This is a genomic window from Rheinheimera sp. ATLC3 (genome assembly GCF_059429535.1).
The window spans coordinates 4,091,192-4,112,769 of the sequence record NZ_CM182103.1; the positions used below are offsets into that span (position 1 = coordinate 4,091,192).

The 21,578-nt window shown below is 48.3% G+C and carries 18 protein-coding genes; 14 read left to right on the plus strand and 4 right to left on the minus strand.

Going from position 1 to position 21,578, the window contains the following annotated elements; genetic code table 11:
• Positions 1-62 precede the first annotated feature (62 nt).
• The 14 genes from tssC (at position 63) to AC5SV9_RS19155 (ending at position 18,185) form a co-directional block, all read left to right on the plus strand.
• On the plus strand, positions 63-1,616 hold the full coding sequence (gene tssC / locus AC5SV9_RS19090; RefSeq protein ID WP_475150701.1) for a type VI secretion system contractile sheath large subunit: 1,554 nt from the start codon (positions 63-65) through the stop codon (positions 1,614-1,616).
• Between the two features lie 8 nt (positions 1,617-1,624).
• Positions 1,625-2,425, plus strand: coding sequence for a type VI secretion system accessory protein TagJ (locus tag AC5SV9_RS19095; protein ID WP_475150700.1), 801 nt, complete (start codon positions 1,625-1,627; stop codon positions 2,423-2,425).
• A gap of 19 nt (positions 2,426-2,444) precedes the next feature.
• Positions 2,445-2,936, plus strand: coding sequence for a type VI secretion system baseplate subunit TssE (gene tssE / locus AC5SV9_RS19100; RefSeq protein ID WP_475150699.1), 492 nt, complete (start codon positions 2,445-2,447; stop codon positions 2,934-2,936).
• The gene (tssF, locus tag AC5SV9_RS19105; protein ID WP_475150697.1) at positions 2,933-4,765 is read left to right on the plus strand and encodes a type VI secretion system baseplate subunit TssF; all 1,833 of its coding nucleotides are present in this window, start codon (positions 2,933-2,935) and stop codon (positions 4,763-4,765) included. The genes tssE and tssF overlap by 4 nt, the downstream gene beginning before the upstream one ends.
• The gene (tssG, locus tag AC5SV9_RS19110) at positions 4,762-5,760 is read left to right on the plus strand and encodes a type VI secretion system baseplate subunit TssG (RefSeq protein ID WP_475150696.1); all 999 of its coding nucleotides are present in this window, start codon (positions 4,762-4,764) and stop codon (positions 5,758-5,760) included. The genes tssF and tssG overlap by 4 nt, the downstream gene beginning before the upstream one ends.
• A gap of 20 nt (positions 5,761-5,780) precedes the next feature.
• The gene (tssH, locus tag AC5SV9_RS19115; protein ID WP_475150694.1) at positions 5,781-8,378 is read left to right on the plus strand and encodes a type VI secretion system ATPase TssH; all 2,598 of its coding nucleotides are present in this window, start codon (positions 5,781-5,783) and stop codon (positions 8,376-8,378) included.
• A 290-nt stretch (positions 8,379-8,668) separates the two neighbouring features.
• On the plus strand, positions 8,669-9,148 hold the full coding sequence (locus AC5SV9_RS19120; RefSeq protein ID WP_134055083.1) for an Hcp family type VI secretion system effector: 480 nt from the start codon (positions 8,669-8,671) through the stop codon (positions 9,146-9,148).
• A gap of 89 nt (positions 9,149-9,237) precedes the next feature.
• The gene (tssI, locus tag AC5SV9_RS19125) at positions 9,238-11,052 is read left to right on the plus strand and encodes a type VI secretion system tip protein TssI/VgrG (protein WP_475150692.1); all 1,815 of its coding nucleotides are present in this window, start codon (positions 9,238-9,240) and stop codon (positions 11,050-11,052) included.
• 26 nt (positions 11,053-11,078) lie between these two features.
• Positions 11,079-11,372, plus strand: coding sequence for a PAAR domain-containing protein (locus AC5SV9_RS19130; RefSeq protein ID WP_475150690.1), 294 nt, complete (start codon positions 11,079-11,081; stop codon positions 11,370-11,372).
• 5 nt (positions 11,373-11,377) lie between these two features.
• Positions 11,378-12,460: a hypothetical protein gene (locus tag AC5SV9_RS19135; protein WP_475150689.1), complete on the plus strand. Its 1,083-nt coding sequence runs from the start codon at positions 11,378-11,380 to the stop codon at positions 12,458-12,460.
• Positions 12,450-13,445, plus strand: coding sequence for a hypothetical protein (locus AC5SV9_RS19140; protein WP_475150686.1), 996 nt, complete (start codon positions 12,450-12,452; stop codon positions 13,443-13,445). Before AC5SV9_RS19135 ends, AC5SV9_RS19140 begins: the two co-directional genes overlap by 11 nt.
• 21 nt (positions 13,446-13,466) lie before the next feature.
• Complete coding sequence (locus tag AC5SV9_RS19145) at positions 13,467-17,447, plus strand: RHS repeat-associated core domain-containing protein (protein ID WP_475150685.1); 3,981 nt, start codon at positions 13,467-13,469, stop codon at positions 17,445-17,447.
• Entirely contained in the window at positions 17,432-17,827 is a 396-nt protein-coding gene (locus tag AC5SV9_RS19150) for a hypothetical protein (RefSeq protein ID WP_475150683.1), read from the plus strand. Before AC5SV9_RS19145 ends, AC5SV9_RS19150 begins: the two co-directional genes overlap by 16 nt.
• 88 nt (positions 17,828-17,915) lie before the next feature.
• Positions 17,916-18,185, plus strand: a complete 270-nt coding sequence (locus AC5SV9_RS19155) for a hypothetical protein (protein WP_475150681.1) — start codon at positions 17,916-17,918, stop codon at positions 18,183-18,185.
• A gap of 64 nt (positions 18,186-18,249) precedes the next feature.
• Here AC5SV9_RS19155 and AC5SV9_RS19160 read toward each other — a convergent pair whose 3' ends face one another.
• The 4 genes from AC5SV9_RS19160 to AC5SV9_RS19175 form a co-directional block, all read right to left on the minus strand.
• Positions 18,250-18,645, minus strand: coding sequence for an MAPEG family protein (locus AC5SV9_RS19160; RefSeq protein ID WP_475150679.1), 396 nt, complete (start codon positions 18,643-18,645; stop codon positions 18,250-18,252).
• 34 nt (positions 18,646-18,679) lie between these two features.
• On the minus strand, positions 18,680-19,777 hold the full coding sequence (locus tag AC5SV9_RS19165; RefSeq protein ID WP_475150677.1) for a rhomboid family intramembrane serine protease: 1,098 nt from the start codon (positions 19,775-19,777) through the stop codon (positions 18,680-18,682).
• Position 19,778: 1 nt separating this feature from the next.
• On the minus strand, positions 19,779-20,369 hold the full coding sequence (locus AC5SV9_RS19170; RefSeq protein WP_475150676.1) for a hypothetical protein: 591 nt from the start codon (positions 20,367-20,369) through the stop codon (positions 19,779-19,781).
• 142 nt (positions 20,370-20,511) lie between these two features.
• On the minus strand, positions 20,512-21,555 hold the full coding sequence (locus AC5SV9_RS19175) for a patatin-like phospholipase family protein (RefSeq protein WP_475150674.1): 1,044 nt from the start codon (positions 21,553-21,555) through the stop codon (positions 20,512-20,514).
• Positions 21,556-21,578: the final 23 nt, after the last annotated feature.

Below are 21,578 nucleotides of genomic sequence, written 5' to 3' on the forward strand. Positions count from 1 at the left end.
CATCCCCATGTGTTTGCAGGCTGATGGGTGTTTTTAATTGCGGGTAAGCAGTCGAGGATGTCATGGCAGACGCGGTAAAATTTGTTTCAGCGGATGTTTTTACGCAAACAGCACCTTCTGATCAGCATGACAGTGCGTTTAGTCAACCGGTATATAAACGGTTAGAACGTGGTGGTGTGCTGGCACGTTTTTTACGTGAGTCTGATCCGCTGGCTGCCATTCTATATTGGCTTGAACATGTTGCAGGCATCAGAACTAATAGTACGAATGCCATCAGTGCTTTGTTATGTCGCGCCATCGCAGATATTGACCGACTAATTAACCTTCAGCTCAACGATATTATTCACCACTCCCAATTACAACAGCTGGAAGCGAGCTGGCGGGGGCTGCTTTACCTTACTGAGCAGACAGAGCGGCATGATCGGGAACAAAAAATCAAAGTAAAACTGCTTTCGTTGTCCTGGCTCGAACTTAGCAAAGATATCAATCGCGCGATCGATTTTGATCAAAGTGATTTTTTCAAGCTGATATACGACAACGAGTTTGATATGCCGGGCGGCGAGCCGTTTGGGGTGTTGATTGGTGATTACCAGATAAGCCATCAGATCCGTCCAGGGCAACTGGTAAACGATCTTGATACGTTAAAAGAAGTTGCCAGAACGGCGGCGGCGGCCTTTGCCCCTTTTATCTGTTCGGCACACCCGTCTTTGTTTGGCGTTGATCACTTTTCTGAACTTGGCCTGGTTTCAGATATCGGAAGTCAGTTTAAACAGCCCGAATATGTTAAGTGGCGTGCGTTGCGGTCCATGGAGGATGCCCGTTTTCTCGGCGTTGTTTTGCCGCAAATCTTAATGCGTAGCCCTTATAAAGACGATGGTTCACGCAGCGAGAGTTTTGTTTTTAAAGAAGCATTAGTACATGCCGAAAAGGATTACCTTTGGGGTAACGCGGCCTTTGCCTTTGCTGCCGTGTTGGTCCGCGCTTACAGCGAATCGGGTTGGTTTGCGCAGATCCGCGGTATGAAAGCCGGACAGCATAATTTCGGTTTGGTCAGTGACTTGCCGGTAAGCCGCTATGAAACAGAAAAGTATCAGCCTAACAATAAGCCCTCTGTAAACCTATTGGTAGGCCATCGTTTTGAAGCCGAACTTTCAGATAACGGCTTTGTGCCTTTATCGGTAGTGCCTTACAGTGATCATTTTGCTTTTTATAACAATGCGTCTGTGCAACAGGCTAAAAGTTATGACGATAAGCTGTCCACGGTCAATGCGCGCCTGTCCGCTATGTTGCAATACATTCTATGCGTGGCGCGGTTTGCACATTATATAAAGGTGATTGGCCGCGATAAAGTCGGCGGTTACCACTCTGCAGAGCATTGCGAACAGGAACTGCAACGCTGGCTACATAATTACACTACTGCGTCTTCAGATGCATCCAGCGATGTCAGAGCAAGGCATCCGCTGCGCGAGGCTCGTATCCAGGTTCGGGAAAAACGCGGCGAACCCGGCCGATATTATTCCATTATTCAGCTGCAACCACATTTCCAGTTAGATCAGATGATCACCACGGTGAAACTGGTTGCGGAGCTTTCTCCCAAACACGCTGCTACAGCATGAGGTTTACAGTGAAACAATTACAGGCATTGATTAAACAAGGCGAGCTTATAAGCGCTACTGAATACGCAATTGCTGCGCTTAAAGAGGATCCGGCAAATGCTGACGTACGCGCGGCTTATATAGAGTTGTTATGCATACAGGGCGCGTTGGAAAAAGCCGATCAGCAACTGGATATGATGGTAAGGCAGCATCCGGATTTCCTGGTTGGAGCTGTCAATTTGCGCCAGTTAATCCGGGCGGCATCTGCCCGGCAGGATTTTTATCAGGCAGGTATGACTGCCACCTTGTTCAGCGAGCCGGACGCCATGTTTGAGTCGCTGCTAAAACTGCGGTTAGCGTTAAAAGAGCAAGATTTGCCCCAGGCAGTGCACTGTGCCGGACAGCTTGAAGCGAACCGCTGCAATACTGTTTTTAACATTAACGGCGACACAGTGTCACAGCTGCGTGATCTTGACGACAGTCTGGGCGGTTATCTGGAATTGTTTGGCACCGATGGTAAATTTTACTTGGCCAAGTTTAGTGAGATTGACAGTTTACAGTTAAAAAAACCTGAATCATTGTTGGATACAGTGTGGCGGCGGGCCGAGATAGCGCTTGCCGATGGCCCGCAGGGAGAAGTGTTCATCCCGATGACCTACAACGACAGTATTAAGGTCTCTGAGCGTCTGGGTAAAGATACCTCTTGGCAGCAACTGCATGAACATCTGGTAACCGGCATTGGGCAGAAAATGTTGCTGGCCGGGGACGAGGCTATGGCGTTGTCCGACGTGCAGTTATTGTCTGTTGCGCAAAGCGCTGAACTGGTCTGAGTGTCAGGGAGCTTTAGCAGTGAAACTGCATTATAAGCAGCCGTTGCAGCAATCGCTGCTGGACAAGCTGATCGATGATACTCCGGGCCAGAAAGACACCGGACGAAGTCGCAGAGGCTTTGACCTCAAAGCACTGCGACAAAGCGTACGCCGTGATCTGGAAAACTTACTCAACAGCCGTGTGCAATGGCATACATGGCCGCAGAGCTATAGCGAATTGCCGCAGAGCTTGCTGAACTACGGGCTGCCCGATTTCTCAGTCATGGTGGTCGATTCAGATGAAGGGCGCTTGCAACTATGCCGGGCCGTTGAACAGACTATCCGCAGGTTTGAACCAAGGTTTGTCGATGTTGAGGTAACCGTGCCAGAGCAGGAACACGGCATGGAAAGGGTGCTGAGGCTAAGGATCCAGGCACTGTTGTACGCCGACCCTGAACCAGAGCACATCATGTTTGATTCAGAAGTAGAGCCGGTACACCTGGGCCTCACCATCAGGGATTATCTGTCATGAATGATGATTTACTGAAGTATTATAACCGGGAGCTGACTTACGTACGCCGGATGGGGGCTGAGTTTGCTGAGCAGTATCCTAAAATTGCCGGCCGCTTGCGCCTTAGTGAAGAAAATGTTGAAGATCCGCACGTTTCAAGGCTAATAGAGGGTTTTGCTCTGCTCACAGCGCAGATCCGGCAAAAACTGGACGATAGTTTTCCGGAGCTGACCGACGCTTTGCTCGGCCAGCTATACCCGGACTATCAGGCGCCCATTCCTTCAACGTCTATCCTGAAACTGAGCAGCCAGAATCTGTCAAATTCTGGCATAGTAGTAAAGCGCGGCACAGAGTTCGAAACCCGTACTGACGGGCTGAAACCCTGCACCTTTCAGGCTTGTTATGATACTGATGTCTGGCCGCTTGAAGTTAATGCGGCTGAATTTAAAAATGCGCCGTTTCATGCACCTAAACCACCGGTGCAACAAAGTGCTAAGGCTCTGCTTAAGTTAAGTTTGTCGTGCGAGTTCGAAAAAACAGCGTTGCATGAGCTGGAGATAACATCGCTGCGCTTTTATCTGAACGGACAACGTCACCATGTTTACCGCCTGTACGAGTTATTGTTAAGTAAGTTGTTGGTTGTCGGTATGGCGCCGGTGGGGCAGCCTGACGCTATGGTGTTTATCTCTGCTCAGCAACTTAAGGCGGTTGGTTTTTCCGATGAGCATCAGGTGGTGCCTTACAGCCAGCGTAGTTTTGCCGGGTATCGCTTGCTGATAGAGCAGTTTTTATGTCCTGAGAAGTTTCTGTTCGTTGAGCTGGATGGTTTGAATCCTGACTGGCCGGGTATCGCCAACGAGCTGGAATTGTATTTCTATCTTGCAGATGGTGCAGAAGAGCTGGAGCGCCATATTACGGCAGATAGTATGTTGCTTGGTTGTACGCCGGTGATCAATTTATTCAGCCAGAAACTGGAACCTGTCAATCTTGACAGTTCGCAGTACGAATACCGTCTGGTACCCCGGTATGCGGATGCAGATGTATGCGAAGTGGTAAGAATAGAGCAGGTGCAGGCGTTTGACCCCTTTGGTAATGAAGTGACGCTAAATCCTTATTATAGCCAGGGGCATCCGGACTATTTGCAGCAGCAGGACCTGTTCTGGCACAGCAGGCGTGAGTTCGCTGATTGGGCCGGCGGTTATTCTGAAGCCGGCACCGAAATGTATTTGTCGGTGATTGACCGCAAGTTTCAGGGCATTAATGCCTCCGAGAGTGCTAAAGATTGGGTGGTTCAGGTGCAGGCCCTATGCAGCAACCGGAACTTACCGGCCTACTTACCTTTTGGTGGGGGAGAGCCACGGTTTCTGATCCGTAAACATGCTGATGTGATTAAAGATGTGCGTTGCCTGACGGCGCCAACAGCCAGTGTCAGACCAGCGCTGCAGGAAGCCAGCCGCTGGCAGTTGGTAAATCATCTGACACTTAACCACTTTACCGGCGATGATGCACTGCACCGGCTCAAGGAGACACTTCAGTTATACGATTTTCGCTGCACGCCGGAGTCCAAGGCCATCATCGATGGCATCTGTGCTCTGCGTATTACATCGGGCAGTGCCAGGGTGGTGCAGCAAGGCAAAGTGGCAGTCTGCAGTGGCAGTGAGATCCTGCTGGAGTTCACGCAATCGTCGTATGCCGGCAGTGGCATATACTTTTTTGCCAACATCCTTGATGTATTTTTTTCTCAGTACGCCACAGTAAACAGCTACACCCGCCTTAGCGTGAAGCTAAAAGAGCATGAGCAGCTTTATCATCGCTGGCCGGCACGTTGTGGTAATAAGGTACTGTTATGACGGTACAAGAACTGAAACAGGATCCATCGGGCTTTGACTTCTATCAGGCGGTGTACACACTGGAGCGTCAGCTTAGTCATCAGCAGAAACGCTGGCAGGGCGTTGGCCGGGACGGATTCCCCCAACGCGAGCTGGTTCGCTTTAAAAGCGTGCAGCATTTAGGATTTCCCGGGCAGCCGGTAACAAAAGTGCAGAGCCGCGAAGTGCAACAGAGCGAAGATGGCTGCGAAGCGGTAGACATGCAAGTCAGTTTTATGGGGCTTACCGGCCCAAGTGGGGTGATGCCACAGCATTATACCGAAATGGTGTTGCAGCGTTTGAAACAGCGCGATAAGACCATGCGTGATTTCTTCGATGTCTTTAATCACCGGCTTATTTCTCTGTATTACCGGGCATGGGAAAAATATCGCTTTGCCTGTCAGTATGAAATGGCTGGCTCAGAGCATGACAGCTTCAGTGCGGTACTGAAAAACCTGTCGGGTGCACAGAGTACACTGGGTCTGTATTACGCCGGGGCTTTTGCTCAGCACAACCGAAGTGCCCAGCAGCTGAAGCAAATTCTCACTGAGCTACTTGGCACCACTGTCGAGCTCAATCCGTTGCAGGGGCGCTGGCTGACGTTAGATGCAACTGAACAAAGCAGACTGGCGATGAAATTTCTACCTCAGGGCCAGCATGCGACACTTGGACGCTCTGCGATGCTGGGCAGTAAAGTGTGGGATGTCAGCGGCGCCATTGAACTGCTTATTAAGGTACCTGTGGGACGGGCAGAGCCCTTACTGCCCGGAAGTTATCAGCACCATTTAATCAGCCATGTACTGGCAGATTTTCTGCCTTCAGCACTTAGAGTGCGTATCACTTTGCTGGGCAGACACTGTGATTTCCCGCAGGCAAAACTGGGTAAATCCTGTCTTGGCCAGAGCGGCAGTCTGGCAGTCAGAAAAGCAATAGAACATCAAGGTACCCGGCTTAGCTATCAGCTGGCCCGGGCTTAGTTAATGCACAGGAAGCAAATATGTCTACTACCACATTAAAAAGTCTGGTTGAGAAACTAAACCCGGCTAGTCGCCAGTCGCTGGAAGCTGCAACGGCACGATGCCAGTCCCGCAGCCACTATAGTGTTGAAATTGAGCATTGGTTAGATGCCATGTTAGATAAGGGTGATGGTGATATTCCGATGCTGTTACGCAGCTTTGATATTAACCCTGATACTGTTAAGCAGCAGTTGCAGCAAGCCCTGGAGCAGATGAAAACCGGTAACAATGCGTTGCCGACCATTTCAGTACAGCTGATTAACTTGCTGCGTACCAGTTGGTTAAGTACTACTATCGAATTTGCGGATCAGCAGATCCGTTCTGCACACATTTTATATACATTGCTCAAAGACGACAGTCTTGCTGCGCTGTTAAGCCGCAGAGTGCCTGCGCTTGATAAACTGGATGCAGCTGAACTACTGCGGCTGTGGCCAGAGCTGGCAAAGCAGAGCTCAGAGCAGCAAGGCCAGCAAGTGATCAATAACTCGGTCAGTGGCGGTAAGACACCGGCACTTGATCAGTTCACCACTGATCTGACGGCACAGGCCCGTGCCGGCAAAATTGATCCTATTGTCGGGCGCGACTATGAAATCCGCCAGATGATCGACATTTTAACTCGCCGGCGGCAAAACAACCCGATACTGACCGGTGAAGCAGGCGTTGGTAAAACCGCGGTTGTCGAAGGACTGGCATTAAAAATTGCCTCAGGCGACGTGCCGGACAAATTAAAAAATATCAGCCTGCGGGTGTTAGACCTTGCCCTGCTGCAAGCGGGTGCAGGCATGAAAGGCGAGTTTGAAAACCGGCTGAAAAATGTCATCAATGAAGTCAATCGCTCGCCATCGCCGGTAATTCTGTTTATTGATGAAGCGCATACCATGATTGGTAGCGGTGGCCAGGCTGGCCAGAACGATGCTGCTAATTTACTTAAACCCGCACTTGCCCGTGGCGAGCTTCGCACTATTGCGGCAACGACCTGGGCGGAATATAAAAAGTATTTCGAAAAAGACGCGGCGCTGGCCCGTCGTTTTCAGGTAGTCAAAGTAGAAGAACCTACACCTGAGCTTGCCGTTGTGATGATGCGCGGGCTGTTGCCCGTGATGGAACAACACCATCAGGTATCTATTACTGACCAGGCGCTGCAGGCGGCTGTTAAGCTGTCTCACCGCTATATTAACGGCAGGCAGTTACCCGATAAAGCGGTGGGCTTGCTTGACACTGCCTGCGCAAGGGTGGCGATGAGCCAGGATGCGATTCCCGGTGTAGTGGAAGACCATCAGCGGCTGGTGACCCAGTTTCAGCAGGAAATTGAGGTTCTTAAGCGGGAACAGTGTCTTGGCGTTAATCATATTGAAACATTAGCCGCACTAGAGCAAAAAGCAGAGCAGATTGCTGCAGAGCTGGCGCAATTGCAGCAACACTGGCAGCAGCAAAAAGCTCTGGTCGCTGAGGCCCGCCAATTGGCGCTGCAACTTACCGCCGAGCCTCAGGAAGACGATTCGCCGTTACTACAACGTTTAAAACAGATTAAAGACGAGTTTGCAGCCATTGCCGAGCCGATGGTGCACTGGCAGGTAACTGAAGAGCTGGTAGCTGAAGTGGTGTCAGACTGGACCGGTATTCCGCTGGGTAAGATGCAGGCTGATGAAATTAATACCATGTTGGCGCTTAATACGTTCTTGCAACAGCGTGTTGTAGGACAGGATCATGCTTTAGAGCTGATAGCACGCACTGTGCAGACCTCAAGAGCGCAGCTTGCTGATGAAAATAAACCCAATGGTATTTTTCTGTTAACCGGGCCCAGCGGGGTAGGAAAAACGGAAACCGCGTTGGCATTGGCTGAGCAGGTTTATGGCAGTGAAGAGCAATTAACTGTAATTAACATGTCAGAATTCAAAGAGGAGCATAAAGTCTCTCTGCTGCTTGGCTCTCCACCTGGATACGTTGGTTATGGCGAAGGCGGTGTGCTGACAGAAGCAGTGCGGCGTAAACCCTATAGCGTGATTCTGCTGGATGAAATGGAGAAAGCTCACCCTGGCGTACAGGATATTTTTTATCAGGTGTTTGATAAGGGCACGATAAAAGACGGTGAAGGCCGTGATATTGATTTTAAAAACACCGTTATCATCATGACGTCTAACGTCGGCACTGATACGACGATGCGTTTATTTGAAGATCCTGATACTGCTCCCTCTGTGGAAGGACTGGCCAAAGCGCTTAAAAACGATTTGTTAACGGTATTTAAGCCGGCATTTCTCGGCAGATTAAACGTTATTCCATACCTGCCACTTGATAATGACAAGCTTGCGATGATTACAAATTTGCAAATAACCCGCATTGATAAACGTTTACGTCAGCATTACAAAGCCGATTTCAGTTACGGCAGTGAAGTAACTGATCTGATTGTCAGTCAGTGTCAGGACGCCGGCTCTGGCGCCCGCACTATTCATAATATTCTGCAGAATCAGTTATTGCCTGAACTCTCTGTACGCATTTTACAGCGGGTCGCTCAGCAACAGCCGGTTAATCATATTCTGCTGCAGGTAGTGGATGGCAAATTTGAATACAGCGTGAGTTGACTATTTGGTTAGAAGTGTCAGGCAGTATCTGCCTGATACTATGAAAGTTAAAAAATAGCTGAATTAATGGTTAATTTTATGTTGTTAATATTGATTTTGAAGATATAATTTGTGAAGTTTAAAAACTGCTGATCAGTTATGTAATTTTATTGATAATGCATGATTAATTTTAATGTGTTTATTAGATAAAGCAGCTGGTGGTTTTTAACGTTTCCGGGTTAATGAGTTATCCGGGCTAACCTTGATGTCCGATATCGGGCACCTGTTTAAATATGCAAAAGGAGCATAGCATGCAAGCAAATACCTACCTGCAATATGGCGCGATCAAAGGTGAAACGACCGCTGAAGAGTTCAAGGATATGATTACTGTATTATCTATGGACTGGGGCACTCAGCGTGAACTGAGCTCTTTCACTGGTACCGCAATGGACCGTGAAGCCAGCGCCACCCGCTTAAATGACATTGTGATTACTAAGCTGCAGGATAAAGCGTCTCCGGATCTGTTCAAAGAGGCGACAATCGGTAAGGGACAAAAAGCGGTTTTCCACATCACCAAACAAGGCGATAAAGTGGAAGAGATCATGAAGATCGAGCTGACTGACGCCATGATCAGTAGCTACCAGATGTCAGTATCTGGCGACCGTCCGGTTGAAACTATCGTTATCAGCTATACCGAGCTGATGATGACTGTTACACCTACAGACGACAAAAACAACGTTACTGCACCGTTGGTATACGGTTACAGCGGCGTTAAAGGTTCTAAGCTGTAAGCTGAACCCGCTGGTGTGGTCTGCCACACCAGCATCCTATCTGCTTTTTTACCGATCATCTTATATTAGTAACCAGTTGAGGCGAATGGATGCAACAGGCAACCCAGGACGAAAACAGCATCAGAATTGATACGCCGCTTGGCAAAGATGCGTTGATTTTAACCCGGTTTGTATTCAAAGAGGCATTGTCTCAGTTATTTAGTGTTAAAGCTGAAGTGTATGGCAATGGTCGCGAAATCAAACCTGATGAGCTGATCGGTAAGGAAGTCACCATTACGTTGTTACTGGGAGGTAACAAAAAACGCTATATCCATGCTGTTGTAGCAGATGTAGCTGCGCTGGGCGCCAGAGTGAGTAAAGAAGCTGCTGGCGCTGACTACCGCGATTATAGTCTGCATCTGGTTGCCAGTGCCTGGTACATGCAACATAGGGTAAACAGCCGCATTTTCCGCGCCAAAAACGTATTAAAAATTGTAGAGCAGATAGCCGGTGAGCACAGCGTTAAGGTTGATGTTTCAGCTAAGATCCAGGGCAGTTACCCTGACTACGATTTTAAAGTGCAGTATGAAGAAAGTGATTTGGATTTTATTCAGCGCTTACTACAGCAAGAAGGTATTTTCTATTACTTTGAACATACACAAAGCAGCCATAAGTTAATTCTGGCAGATAAGGCAACCGCTTATGAGCCGGGTATTGAAGCTAAGGTAAAGTTCTTTGCCGGCAGTTTGTCTGAGTCTCATATTCACCACTGGCAAAAAGCGTTGGTGATGGCTCCGGGGAAATTTGTTCAGCGTGGATTCGATGTAAAAAAACCTACCGCTTTGCCAACTGGCGAAGCGAACAAAGGCAGTTTGGTGAGTGGGCATGCCAACTACGAAGTATTTAGTTATGACGCTGAATCTGAGTTTCATCCGCGCGCCAAAGCTATTGCGGATATCAGATTAGAAGCACTGCAACGGGATATCGAAAGACGCAAAGGCGCAAGCAATTGCCGCAGTTTTAGCACCGGAAAAACCTTTACTCTGACCGAGCATGAAGATAAGGCAGAAGCCGGTAAACAGTACGTCCTTACTGAAGTAGTCCTAACGGCAGCAATAGCCAGCCAGACCGGTGCGAACAAAACCACTAAACAGGAAATTAGTAACAGCTTTTACTGTGTACCTAAAGAGGTAGCTTACCGTCCTCAGCTGACCATTGCAAAGCCAGTGATCACGGGTGTACAAAGCGCCACTGTTACATGTAAAGGCAGTGAAGAAATCTCAGTTGATGAACTGGGGCGGGTTACCGTTAAGTTTCATTGGGATCGCTCAGATATAAAAGATAATGAAAGCTCTTGCCCTATTCGGGTTAGCCAGAACTGGGCGGGCAAAAACTGGGGCGCTTTTTTCTTTCCGCGGCGCGATCAAGAAGTGTTGGTCGAATTCTTAAACGGCGACCCGGATCAGCCAATAATCATTGGTGCTGTATATAACTCTGATCATATGCCGCCTTACACGCTGCCTGATGATAAGACACAAAGTGGTATTAAAAGCAGATCTACTAAAGACGGGGGCGCCGGCAATTTTAACGAACTGAGGTTTGAAGACAAAAAGGGTGAAGAGCTGCTGTATCTGCATGCTGAAAAAGACTTTGAATTACAGGTGGAGAACAATCAGACCGACTTAGTCGCTAATGACCGCGTTACTACTGTAAAAGGTAATGACACTGAAACCGTGAATAAAGACCGGAAAAATACCATTGATGGTAGCGATACGCTTAAAGTTGGCAAAAAGTTGCTGATTGACGCTGGGGATGCCATCACGATTAAAACCGGCGCAGCGTCTATTTCGATGAAGAGCGACGGTTCTATTGATATTAAAGGCGCGAATATCACCATTAAAGGCAGCAAGGTCAGTATCAATTAACTGACACAGCAGACAGGACTAAGTAAATGGCAAAACCGGCGGCGGTTATTGGATGTATGCATGTTTGCCCTAAGGTTGACCCAGGCCCTAAACCTCACGTTGGGGGGCCAATTGTTCAGGGCTCGCCTAACGTCAGTATTTGTGGCATTCCTGCAGCACGCAAGGGCGATAAACTGGTATGTATTGGGCCACCTGACACCATAAGCGGGGGCTCGTCTACTGTGTTTATTAATGGCAAAAATGCGGCGCGCATGGGCGATGACACTGAACATGGCGGAAAAATTGTAGTAGGAATGCCTACGGTTGTAATTGGCGGCTAAACAGAATGTTGTTGCAAGATACTGCGATAGAGCAGGCAGAAATGCTGTTTTGTCAGCGTTTAACGCTAATGAATGATCGTTATACCCGGGTTGACCAGCTAAAGCAGCAGGACCACCGTTTACTGGATTGTCTGCAGGTGCTGGCAGAGTTAAAACGGCAAGTGACTCCACCTATGCCAACGTTGTCCTGGCTGAATTGGTTGACAGAACCACCCCTGGCCGATGCATTGCCGCATATTGATGAATTAAGCAGTTTTTCTACGCCTGAACAGGCGTTACAGCTATTGCTTGATATTAAGTTTAGCCAGCAAACCGCTGAGCTGCAGCATTTCACGGAACTATTGCTGAGTAATTCGGCTGTTGATTGTTCTGCTGTCTGGCACTTTGCAGCGAGGCAGCAACTGCCAGTTAGCAAAGCGGTCTTGCCATTGCTGCAGGGGGATAACATTTGTGCGGCGGCAATTTTCTATATTGGCTGTAGTGGCGATCGCAGCAAGTTGCCGCTAGTGCAGCAGTGGCTATCGATGTTTAATCCAGATGATAGTCGCTGCGGTATAGCTCAGCTGTCGGCTTATATGCTAGGGCAGCAAACCGATGTAGCTGAGCTTGTCGCCAGATTATCCCAGACGTCAGTTTTAACGGATGTCTCACTAATGCTGTTGATGGTTAATGCCCCTGAAGCAATGCAACTGCGGATTATTAATTATCTGTCTGCAGTTGGCGGGCAAACGGAAATGGCGATACGCGCAATGGCTTTTAGTGGCCAGCTCAAGTTTGTTCCGTTGCTGCTGGAGCTTTCACAGCAAAAGGACAGTTCACAGGCTGCACTGGACGCACTAACGCTGATGTTAGGGGTATTGGACGCTGATATGCTGGTATCTGCAGCCGATGTTGCCGCAGTACTGACAGGAAAAAGCAAACGCAGGCTGGCCGGTTGTAATTTTGAGGACGCACAATTGCAGGTAGTTTGGCGACAGGGTAATGCATTGCAACGTCAGGTGGTTGCATGCCATCGCTTCCTGACTAAACCCGGAAGCGCTTTGGTATTCACAGACAGACTGATTGACAGGGTAGGTTATGACTGTTGAGCAGACGTTGATGTTACATCAGTATGCGTTTACGTTGGGCGCTATGCCAGATGCGGACTGTATTGAACAACTCGAGCTTAGTGCTTTAGCGCCTGCTGAAATGGATTGGCATGGGGTGACGGTACGGCATGCTTTTATACAACCTTACTGCGAACCGGAAGATTTTAATCTCCGACTGTGCCAGTTATTGCAGCATTTAGTGGCAAAACTCAAAGCACAGCAAAATACCGATCTGTTGGCAGAGCCGTGCGTTGTTTATCTGGTTCTGCCTGAGCTTGGCACTGCAGATGGTTCTGCACTTAACAGCCTGATACAACAGATTATGCGTAGCTTGCCGGGCCTGTTGCAATCTGCCCATTGCCGGGTGTTTGCGCATGGCAGCGCGGGTGCACTTATGGCATTAGCCGCAGCGCAAAACTTGTTACAGCAGCAGAGTCAGGCGCAAATATGGCTGCTGTCAGTTGACAGCCTGTGTAGTGCAACCGCCTTTGAACGTTATTGCCGATACTCAGCCAGCTATGTTTTGTCTGAAGGGGCTGTAGCGCTGTGTATTGGCAGTAGAGCGTTGGACACTGCAAATGGAGATGCTGGGCTGCAGTTACTCTTCAACGCCGTGGATGCAACCACCGGGCACAGTAACAATGATGCTACTGCTAATGTGTTGCGACAGGCAGCTGGCAAAGCGTTAGATCGCACAACAATGCTCGGGCAGCTGTATATGCCAGATTGTGGTGACGAGAGCGCAGGAGCTGTCTGGCTTGAACAGTATCACTGGTTACGTGGAGCAGTCGATGGCGATACAACTTTCTGTCTGCCGGCATATTGGAGCGGTGAGCTTGGCGCAAGCGGCGGTCTATATCGCTTACTGCACCTGATGCGAGCTGGCGCAAAAGGGCGTTTACCGGGCCTGACATTACAGTACGAACAATCTCTACAGCATTACCGCACTGTTGCGTTATTTGCTGTAAAGGACATTGATAACTAACAACAAGGACGTGTCATCAACATGGGTATGCACAGTTTACAGCTTAAAAGCCGTTATGGCGGCATGTTGCAGTTTAGCGCCCATGCAGTTGCCGATGCAATACAGTTTACTTCAACGACAGACGCGGCTGCGTTTTTGCAGGATAATTTTCCGGATTCAGTCACTGGGTCGGCGTTAGTTAATATTTCTGGCTGGTTTGGCGGTGCCGCCGTCAATATGCAGGTGCAGCACGCCAAAACCGAGTTATATAAGTCGCTGGCAAAAGCCATTATTAAGCGAAAGCTGTTTGTTTGTCGAATGGCTGAACCTGAACGCGTCAGTGATGCAGCGCCAGCTGCGACAGGTAAAGCCAGTAAAAAGCCCAAACTGAATAAGCCAGGTGGAGCAGCCAGCCCGACAAGCAGCCAGGGTAGCAATAGCGCAGCCGGTGAAGCCGTAGTGGGCAGTGCTCCCGCAACAAACGCAAGCGGTGAGGCCGTGCCTCAAAGCAGCAACATTGCTTTTTGCGGTGATCCCGTGGCCATGTGTACCGGAGAGGAAATATTAGCGCTGGTTGATTTTGAGTTGCCAGGGCTGTTCCCGTTGCAGTTTAAACGGACGTATCGCTCCAGCCAGTGTGATGAAAACCTTGGGCTAGGGTTTGGCTGGCGCAGCAATTTCCATTTACACATAATCGCGCTTAAAGATAACAACGATGAACAGTTGCTTGAGCTGCACAACGAAGAAGGCCGGCGCCTGACGTTTGCAATGCCAGAGCCAGGGCAGACGAGTTATCAGTTAACGGAATCTCTGGCATTGCGGCTCGAGGATAATGGCAGCCTGGTTTTACTGCGCCCTGACAGCACGCACTGGGTATTTGTGCGGGTCAGAGTCGACGATAAGCATACCCCACGCTGGGCTTTGCATCAGATCTACGACAGCCTGGGTAACTACCTACAGTTATATTACGACCGTTTTAACCGGTTAAGCCGGATAGACTACAGCAACAAACGTGCTGTTGAACTGCATTACAACCATGAGGGCCTACTGAGCCGTGTCGAGGCTGTTGAGCTGACAGCTAACGGGATGAAAGCGTTAGATGTGACATTGGCGCAATACCAGTATGACGCAGACGCTGACCTGATATTGGCAACTAATCAGGCCAGCCAGACCGAGCGGTACAGTTATCAGGGACATTTACTGGCGAAGCGGCAGCGGGCCAGCGGATTTTGCCATTATTTCAGCTGGCAGGGAGAAGGGCCTTCAGCACGCTGTGTCCGAAACTGGGGCGATGACGGGCACTACGATTATCAGTTTAGCTATGACAATGCTCAGCGCCTGACTGTCAGCACGGATAGCCGCGGCCAGAGCTGGCAATACCAGCATAATGAGCTGAACCAGTTAATAAAAAAAGTCGCTCCCGATGGGGCGGCCTGGCTTTACAACTGGAACAAGCAAGGCAAGAAAATAGCGGAAACCGCCCCGGATGGCGCTGTAACTCGCTTTTATTACAATGAGCTTGGACAGCTTATTACGGTTGAACAGGCTGACGGCGCCATAAGCCATTTTCAGTATAATGAGCTTGGCCAACGTGTGGGCTATATAGATGCAGAAGGCCAACGCTGGCTGCGTGAGTACAGCGCGGGCGGATTACTTAAAGCAGTGATCTATCCCGGCGGTGTTAGTCGCCATTATTATTACAACCAGAATAGCCAATTAAACACAATACAGCATGCTGATGGCCGTATAGAGCAGTATCTGTGGGACGAAGATGGCCAGCTACTGGCGAAGCAACTGGGCGACGCGACAACACGTTATAGCTATGACAAGCTTGGTCGTATCAATGGGACAGTGGATGCGGCTGGTTTAATCACCGAGTACCAGCGTAATAGCGCCGGTAAAATCATTGCGATTAAGCGCTACAGTGCAGACTGGCCTGAACAGGCCGTCACCGAACAATTTGAATATGACGCAGCCGGAAGGCTTATCAGTAAAACCAACGCTCAGGGCGAGTGCACACAGTGGCAATATGAAGGCTTAACCCAGCCTGTAGCGCAGTTACAGGCAGATGGCAGCCGTTTTGATTACGAATATGATAAAGAGCGTAATCTGACAGCCATTATGCGCAGTGATGGGGCACGTTATCAATTTGCTTATGATGCGCAGGAAAGGCCTGTAAAGCTGCAAGGTTTTGATGGCCGGCAACAGCAGTACCAGTATGATTTGTGCGGTAACATCAGCTCTGTAACCGATGGTAGTCAGCGTCAAATCAGGCTAAAACGCGATAGCCGCGGCAGGATAACCGAGCAGACTGCACTGTTTGGCCAGCAACTGGCCAGTAATCATTTTCACTACGACAAACTGGGGCGCCCCCTCAGGGCCAGCAACGCGAGCCGTAAACTGCGTTTTAGTTACCACAGTGCCGGACATTTAGCTGAGCATTGGCAGGATGACTGGCGCACTTTACATCTTTACGACAATGCTGCACGGCGTGTTGGCACAACTTTGCCTGACGGCACCAGGTTGGATTTTCGTTACAACGATCAGGGTCGTTTAGCGCAACTGGCCATCAATCAACAGCCCGTTATGTGGCGAAGTTTTGACAGTGCAGGGCGCGAGACTTCACGTGAGTATCAAACTGGTCTGCAGTTAAAACAAGCATTCGATAGCTTTAGCCGGCTGACAGAACAGCAATGGCTGGTTGGTGAGCAGAAACATAGCCGCCATTACAGCTATAGCAAGCTGCATCAACTGCTTTTGGTTACGGATAACCAGCGAGGTGATACTGAATATCAATACAATTGCCTGAACCAGCTTGTGTGTAAAACACATAGCGCTGACAGAGGGCAATGTGAGACTCATCACTGGGACAGTCTCGGTAATCCCATTGGCGATGAGATTGAGGTTGCACAAGACAGGTTATTAAGGTTTCACGACAGTCAATACCGATATGATGACAGTGGTAATCAGCTAGCAGTGAGCTCACCGGGCAAACGTCAGCAGCGGGAGTTCAATGGCTTTAACCAGTTAACGGCGCTATGCAACATCACTGCTGAGGGTGAAGAGGTTACGCGTTATGAATATGATGCGTATGGCAGGCGCAGCGCCAAGGTTACCGCCAGCGGCCGTACTGATTATCTTTGGGAGGCAAATAACCTTGTCGGCGAATACCGCCAGGGCGAGTACCGCTGGTATATTTATGAGCCAGATACTAACAAACCGTTGGCACTGCTGGCAGGTGGACAGCTGTATTTTTACCAGCTAGATCAGCTTGGCACACCACTTAGCCTGACTGACGCTGACAATAATGTCGTCTGGCAGGCGTACTACAGTGTATTTGGCAAAGCCACTGTTATCGTTAATACGGTGGACAACCCGATCCGCTTTCAAGGGCAATACTATGATAGTGAAAGTGGTTTGCACTATAACCATTTTCGTTATTATGACCCGAAAACAGGCCGCTTTATCAGCCAGGACCCGATAGGGCTGTTAGGTGGTATAAATCACTACCAATACGCCCCGAACCATATTAACTGGGTTGATCCGCTTGGGTTAAGTTGTAAAGAGAATAAAGCAGAAAACGGTGTCAAGGCAGGCGTAGTTTTCGCTGGACATGGTTCTGTAGACATAACAAAAACGGCGATTGTGCCTGCCGGAACTTCTATAACATTCTTCAGTAAAGATGGAGCAACCATTACAGATGATCTTGGAGTGGCAATTGAAAATGGAGAAGAATTAGATGATGCGTATAAAAAAACCTTTAATGCAGGTGATGTAATCCCAATGTACTGTTTGTACCCGAATTGTGGTGCACTAAACATACAGCCAACATCAGTACAGGTTGAGAAAGCCACCAATATTGACCAATTATTAAAACCCAATATGGGAAACTGCAGATGGGCGGCCTGCACGTATGATGAGTCTCATGAAAATGCGGATTTGATATTCCATACTGACGGAATCTATAAAGAAATTAATGGTGAGTTTTTTAAAGAGGTTGATGGGAAATGGACAAAAGTGTAGGGTTTGGCTCATTCAGCGGCGGAATTTACGTGCATCGCTCAGACGAGATATACATTCCAGAATATAGCCCCAATTCGTTGTTTGCAATCTCGGAGAATGAGCTCAAAAATAAGTTCATTGGAGCGTTAATAAATAGCTATCGTACGGGCACGCTGGTGAATGTTCGCCGACATATTGCAACATCGAAAGTGGGTGAAGATAGACAAAAGTGCATTTTTAACTGGGATGGCGATGAAATACTACTTTCAGATGCTGAATTACTTCTTAAATCAGAGGGAACTACTTTTTACTGTAAATCTTCATTAATTTACAATGTATTCAAATACAGTTATAAACCAGATGATATTTTCATTGCTGCTGTAAATGAAAAATTTGCCTAATGGAATTCAGCTCATTCCAAACCGTAAATGTAAATCTTAAACTATTTGCATCATACAATAGGAAAGTAGATGGCATTGAGTATGGGCTATGTCAGAGATTAAAGCGCCTGTAGAAGTAGTATCCATTAAAGCGTCGCATTTCGATGTTATTAAGCTTGCTGGTGAGCATGTTAAAGACCAGGAGGTAGATTTGTCAGGCTACAACATCATGCTTATGGAAGATGATAATAACTGGATTGTTTATTACCAACCTGCTGATTACCCTTCAGGTCAGAGAGGAAGTATGGGTAAAAAGACTTATGTTGTTGAACTTAGAAAAACTGACCTGAAAATTGTCAACGCATATTACGGCAGGTGAAATATCTCAATACCTGCCATACCCTAGTGTTACACGTTGCCGTACATAAACTTATTTTTGTTATTTAACTACCCAGTATCACGCGGCCTATCATGGTAAATGCTGCAATCATACCCGCACCCCATACGGCAGAGCGCAGGGTAGAGTAGTCGAACCAATAACACAGTAAATAAGCGATACGGCTGGCAATAAACACCCAACCCAGCGTTACTGTGGTTTGATCAACAATGCCTGTGGCCAGGGCTGCAAAAACTGCACAGGCGTAAATTAGCAGTGCTTCAAAGCTGTTGTAGTGCGCCGCATTGGCGCGTTGGCCAAACCCTTTAAGCGCAGCTTGCTGCGCTCTTGGATTATGGTTGTCATACCCGCCTGATTTTTGCATAGCAAAAGCCAGTGGGGCTTTGGCCAGAAAAGGCAGCAGCATGGCGAGAAACAGTGTTAATAATAATGAGGTTGTCATAATTTACTCCGTTACAGGCCAGGCCTGCTGTTGATCAGCGTAGTATTTTGGCTTCTGGCCGTTGCAGTAATTGTAACATGGGGTTTTTCGCCATAACTTTTTGCTTTAATGCCAGACCGACAGCCAGCCCTGCAACCAACCCACCCAGATGTGCCCAGTAGGCAACACTGAGATCTTCAGATAACAAACCGATAATATTCATTGCCGCCCAGATGGCAAAATACCATGCCGGATTGAGCTTTTTCTGCCAGACGATAAACATAAATGTCAGGCTGGCGTGGCGGAACCACAGTAAATACATACCAAAAAGACCTGCAACTGCGCCACTTGCACCAACCATTAGCAGGTCACGGTCTACCAGATAGCAAGCCAGCAATTCAGCTAAAGCGGCAATAACACCACAAAAAAGATATACGATCAGGAATTTCCACGGTCCAAGCGCATCTTCAAGATTGTCGCCGATTATCCAGAGAAAATACATGTTACCAAGTAGGTGCAAAACACCGCCATGCAGAAACTGGTAGCTTAGCAAAGTCCACCATTGCTGCTCTGCGAATAATGTTAAAGAGTCCAGCGCAAAATAGCGGAAAGTCCAGTCAGTGGCATTATTATCAAAACCATACAGGATAAAAATCAAAATGTTCAATGCCAGCAGACTCCAGGTAATAATCGGAGTGCGATGCGGCTTGATGTTGTACTCTTTTGGCATCTGTGTGAAAAACTGAAACAACCAGCTTTTGGTGCACACTTTCTGGTTCAGTATCGTAAGCGCGGCTTGCAGTTTTGGAGCGGCCAGTACTTGCTCGGCTTCATTGCCATCTACCCAAATGCCGTTACAACGGGCGCAGTTATCTATGGTAACCTGATAGTCTTTCAGCAAATGATACTGCTGCATTTTACTGTTGCAACGGTGGCAGTGATACTGATGCTGCGCCAGCTTTTCACCAAAATTGTTCTTAACGCAGTAAGGATCTGTCAGTTCGCTACCATGCACGATGGCGTGGCTAAGCTCAGCATCATCAAACCATAAGCCATTGCAGCTGGCGCAGCGGTCAACCTGCTGGCCGTGCAGTTCAACAGTTTGTAGTGTCTGATCCTGACAACAGGGGCAGTATTGTTGAGGCTTGTTCATTCTACTCTACCTCAATGTTTTGCTGAGCAAGCGTTTGCTTAAGTTTCTGCGTGTCGGCTTCGAATTTAGGCAATACATCAGTTTCCATCTTATCAACCAGTTCCAGCAGTAACTTTGAGCCATAAGTACTGTAATAAAAACTGCTGTAAATCTTCTGGTAAATGTCGTTTGCCTGGCGATAAAACTGCCGGCTGGCACTTAACAGAGATGGTGGTGTTTCCAAAGTCGCGGGCGAGTACTTCATGCTTTCCCATACAAAGGTGTCCAGTTGTAATGGGTAACGCTTAATGGTGTGGGCGCCAGCGCCTTTTATTTGCTCGGTATAGTCGCGGATCAGCTGTAAGTTATCAGTCAGTTCCTGCTGCAGGGATATGCGAAGGTAGTAGTTATTTTTATCGCTTTGGATCTGCTCAAACATAACCGCCTGTTGTAAACCTTGCTGAGCAGCAAGGTAGACACCTAACACGGTGGCGATAATCATTGAAACCTGGCTTATCCAGAAGCTCAGGTTTGAAATCTCACCTTGTTGCAACGCAATTTTTTTGCGGACTCTGCGCTCTTGTGTAATGTCACAAGTTTGTATTGTATTCATCAGAGGATCACGGGAAGGCATTGTACATCCTTGTTTGGTAAACTAAACGTGACGCAAGTGTAACCCGAACCAGCCGGCAGATTATAGCTGGTTCTTTAACCGGTACGTTTAATTGCTTTAATTTTGAACAATATATGCTTTATTACAACGCCTCGAGTGTGAATTTCCCCTGATGCATAGCGTCTGCCAGTTCTTCAGAACGCTGTATCACAGTCTGCCAGTAGTTTATTCTGGCAGTGTCGGGTAGCTTAAAATCATTTCGATCCGGTATTTTTGCATAAGGAAGTGACTGCACCCAAGATGGGCTGGGGCAGAGCAAGACCACATTATGCAAATGTGCGGGGTTTGCTCTGCGCCACTTCAGCGCTTTATCAAACCAGCCCGGCGTCAGATAGGGGTAGAAGTGAGGATACAATACCAGACCCTCGTTACTGAAAGGTAAATCGAAATGGTAGTCGGTTACGCCTCCATCGTAATATAGCCCAGGGCCAGCACCTGCAATATTCTCTACCGGATTGAGCACCATAGGGATAGAGCCACTGGCCAGCACAGCTTGCTTTAAGTTTGCTGCAGTAAGCTCAACATGCCTTGTTGGTAGTGAACCTGCATTGTGAAACGGTGACATTTCACCAGAGACATGGAACAACACGCGTTCAAAAAAGTGGCGTAAGTGCCGGCGGCTGACTAAATTAGCACCTGCTGCCAGCGTCAGGGCGCCAGCTTGCAGCAACCTGTGTCGTGCTGACGAGATACGCTGTGCTTTTGCAACCACGAGGCTCAGCTTTATATTGGTATTATCAAGTACCTGCTGAACCTCCTGTTCGGACGGGAATACATCGTCGATAATACGGGCAGAAATTTCGCTGATAAGTGCCGTATCAGCGTATTTAGGATAGGTGATGTGGCTGTATGCCTGACAAAAGCGCCTGGAAGCGGCTACCGGATCTGCCTGAGCAAAACAGGCAAAACGCCAGGCACCGGCAGAGCTGCCAAGAATATGCAGAGGTGTAATGCGCTGACGGAAGAAACTGCCAAATAAGTATTGGTCCAGGCCGTACAGGCAAAACCATTTTGGCCCACCGCTGGCGCCTACCATGACATTAAAATCGGCCTGGTTAAAGCCATGCTGCCTGATTTGCGCCAGGGCAGTCGGTCCGGCTAATACCCGTAATACGTGTTGTGACAAAACTCTTACCCTGCCTGATAAAA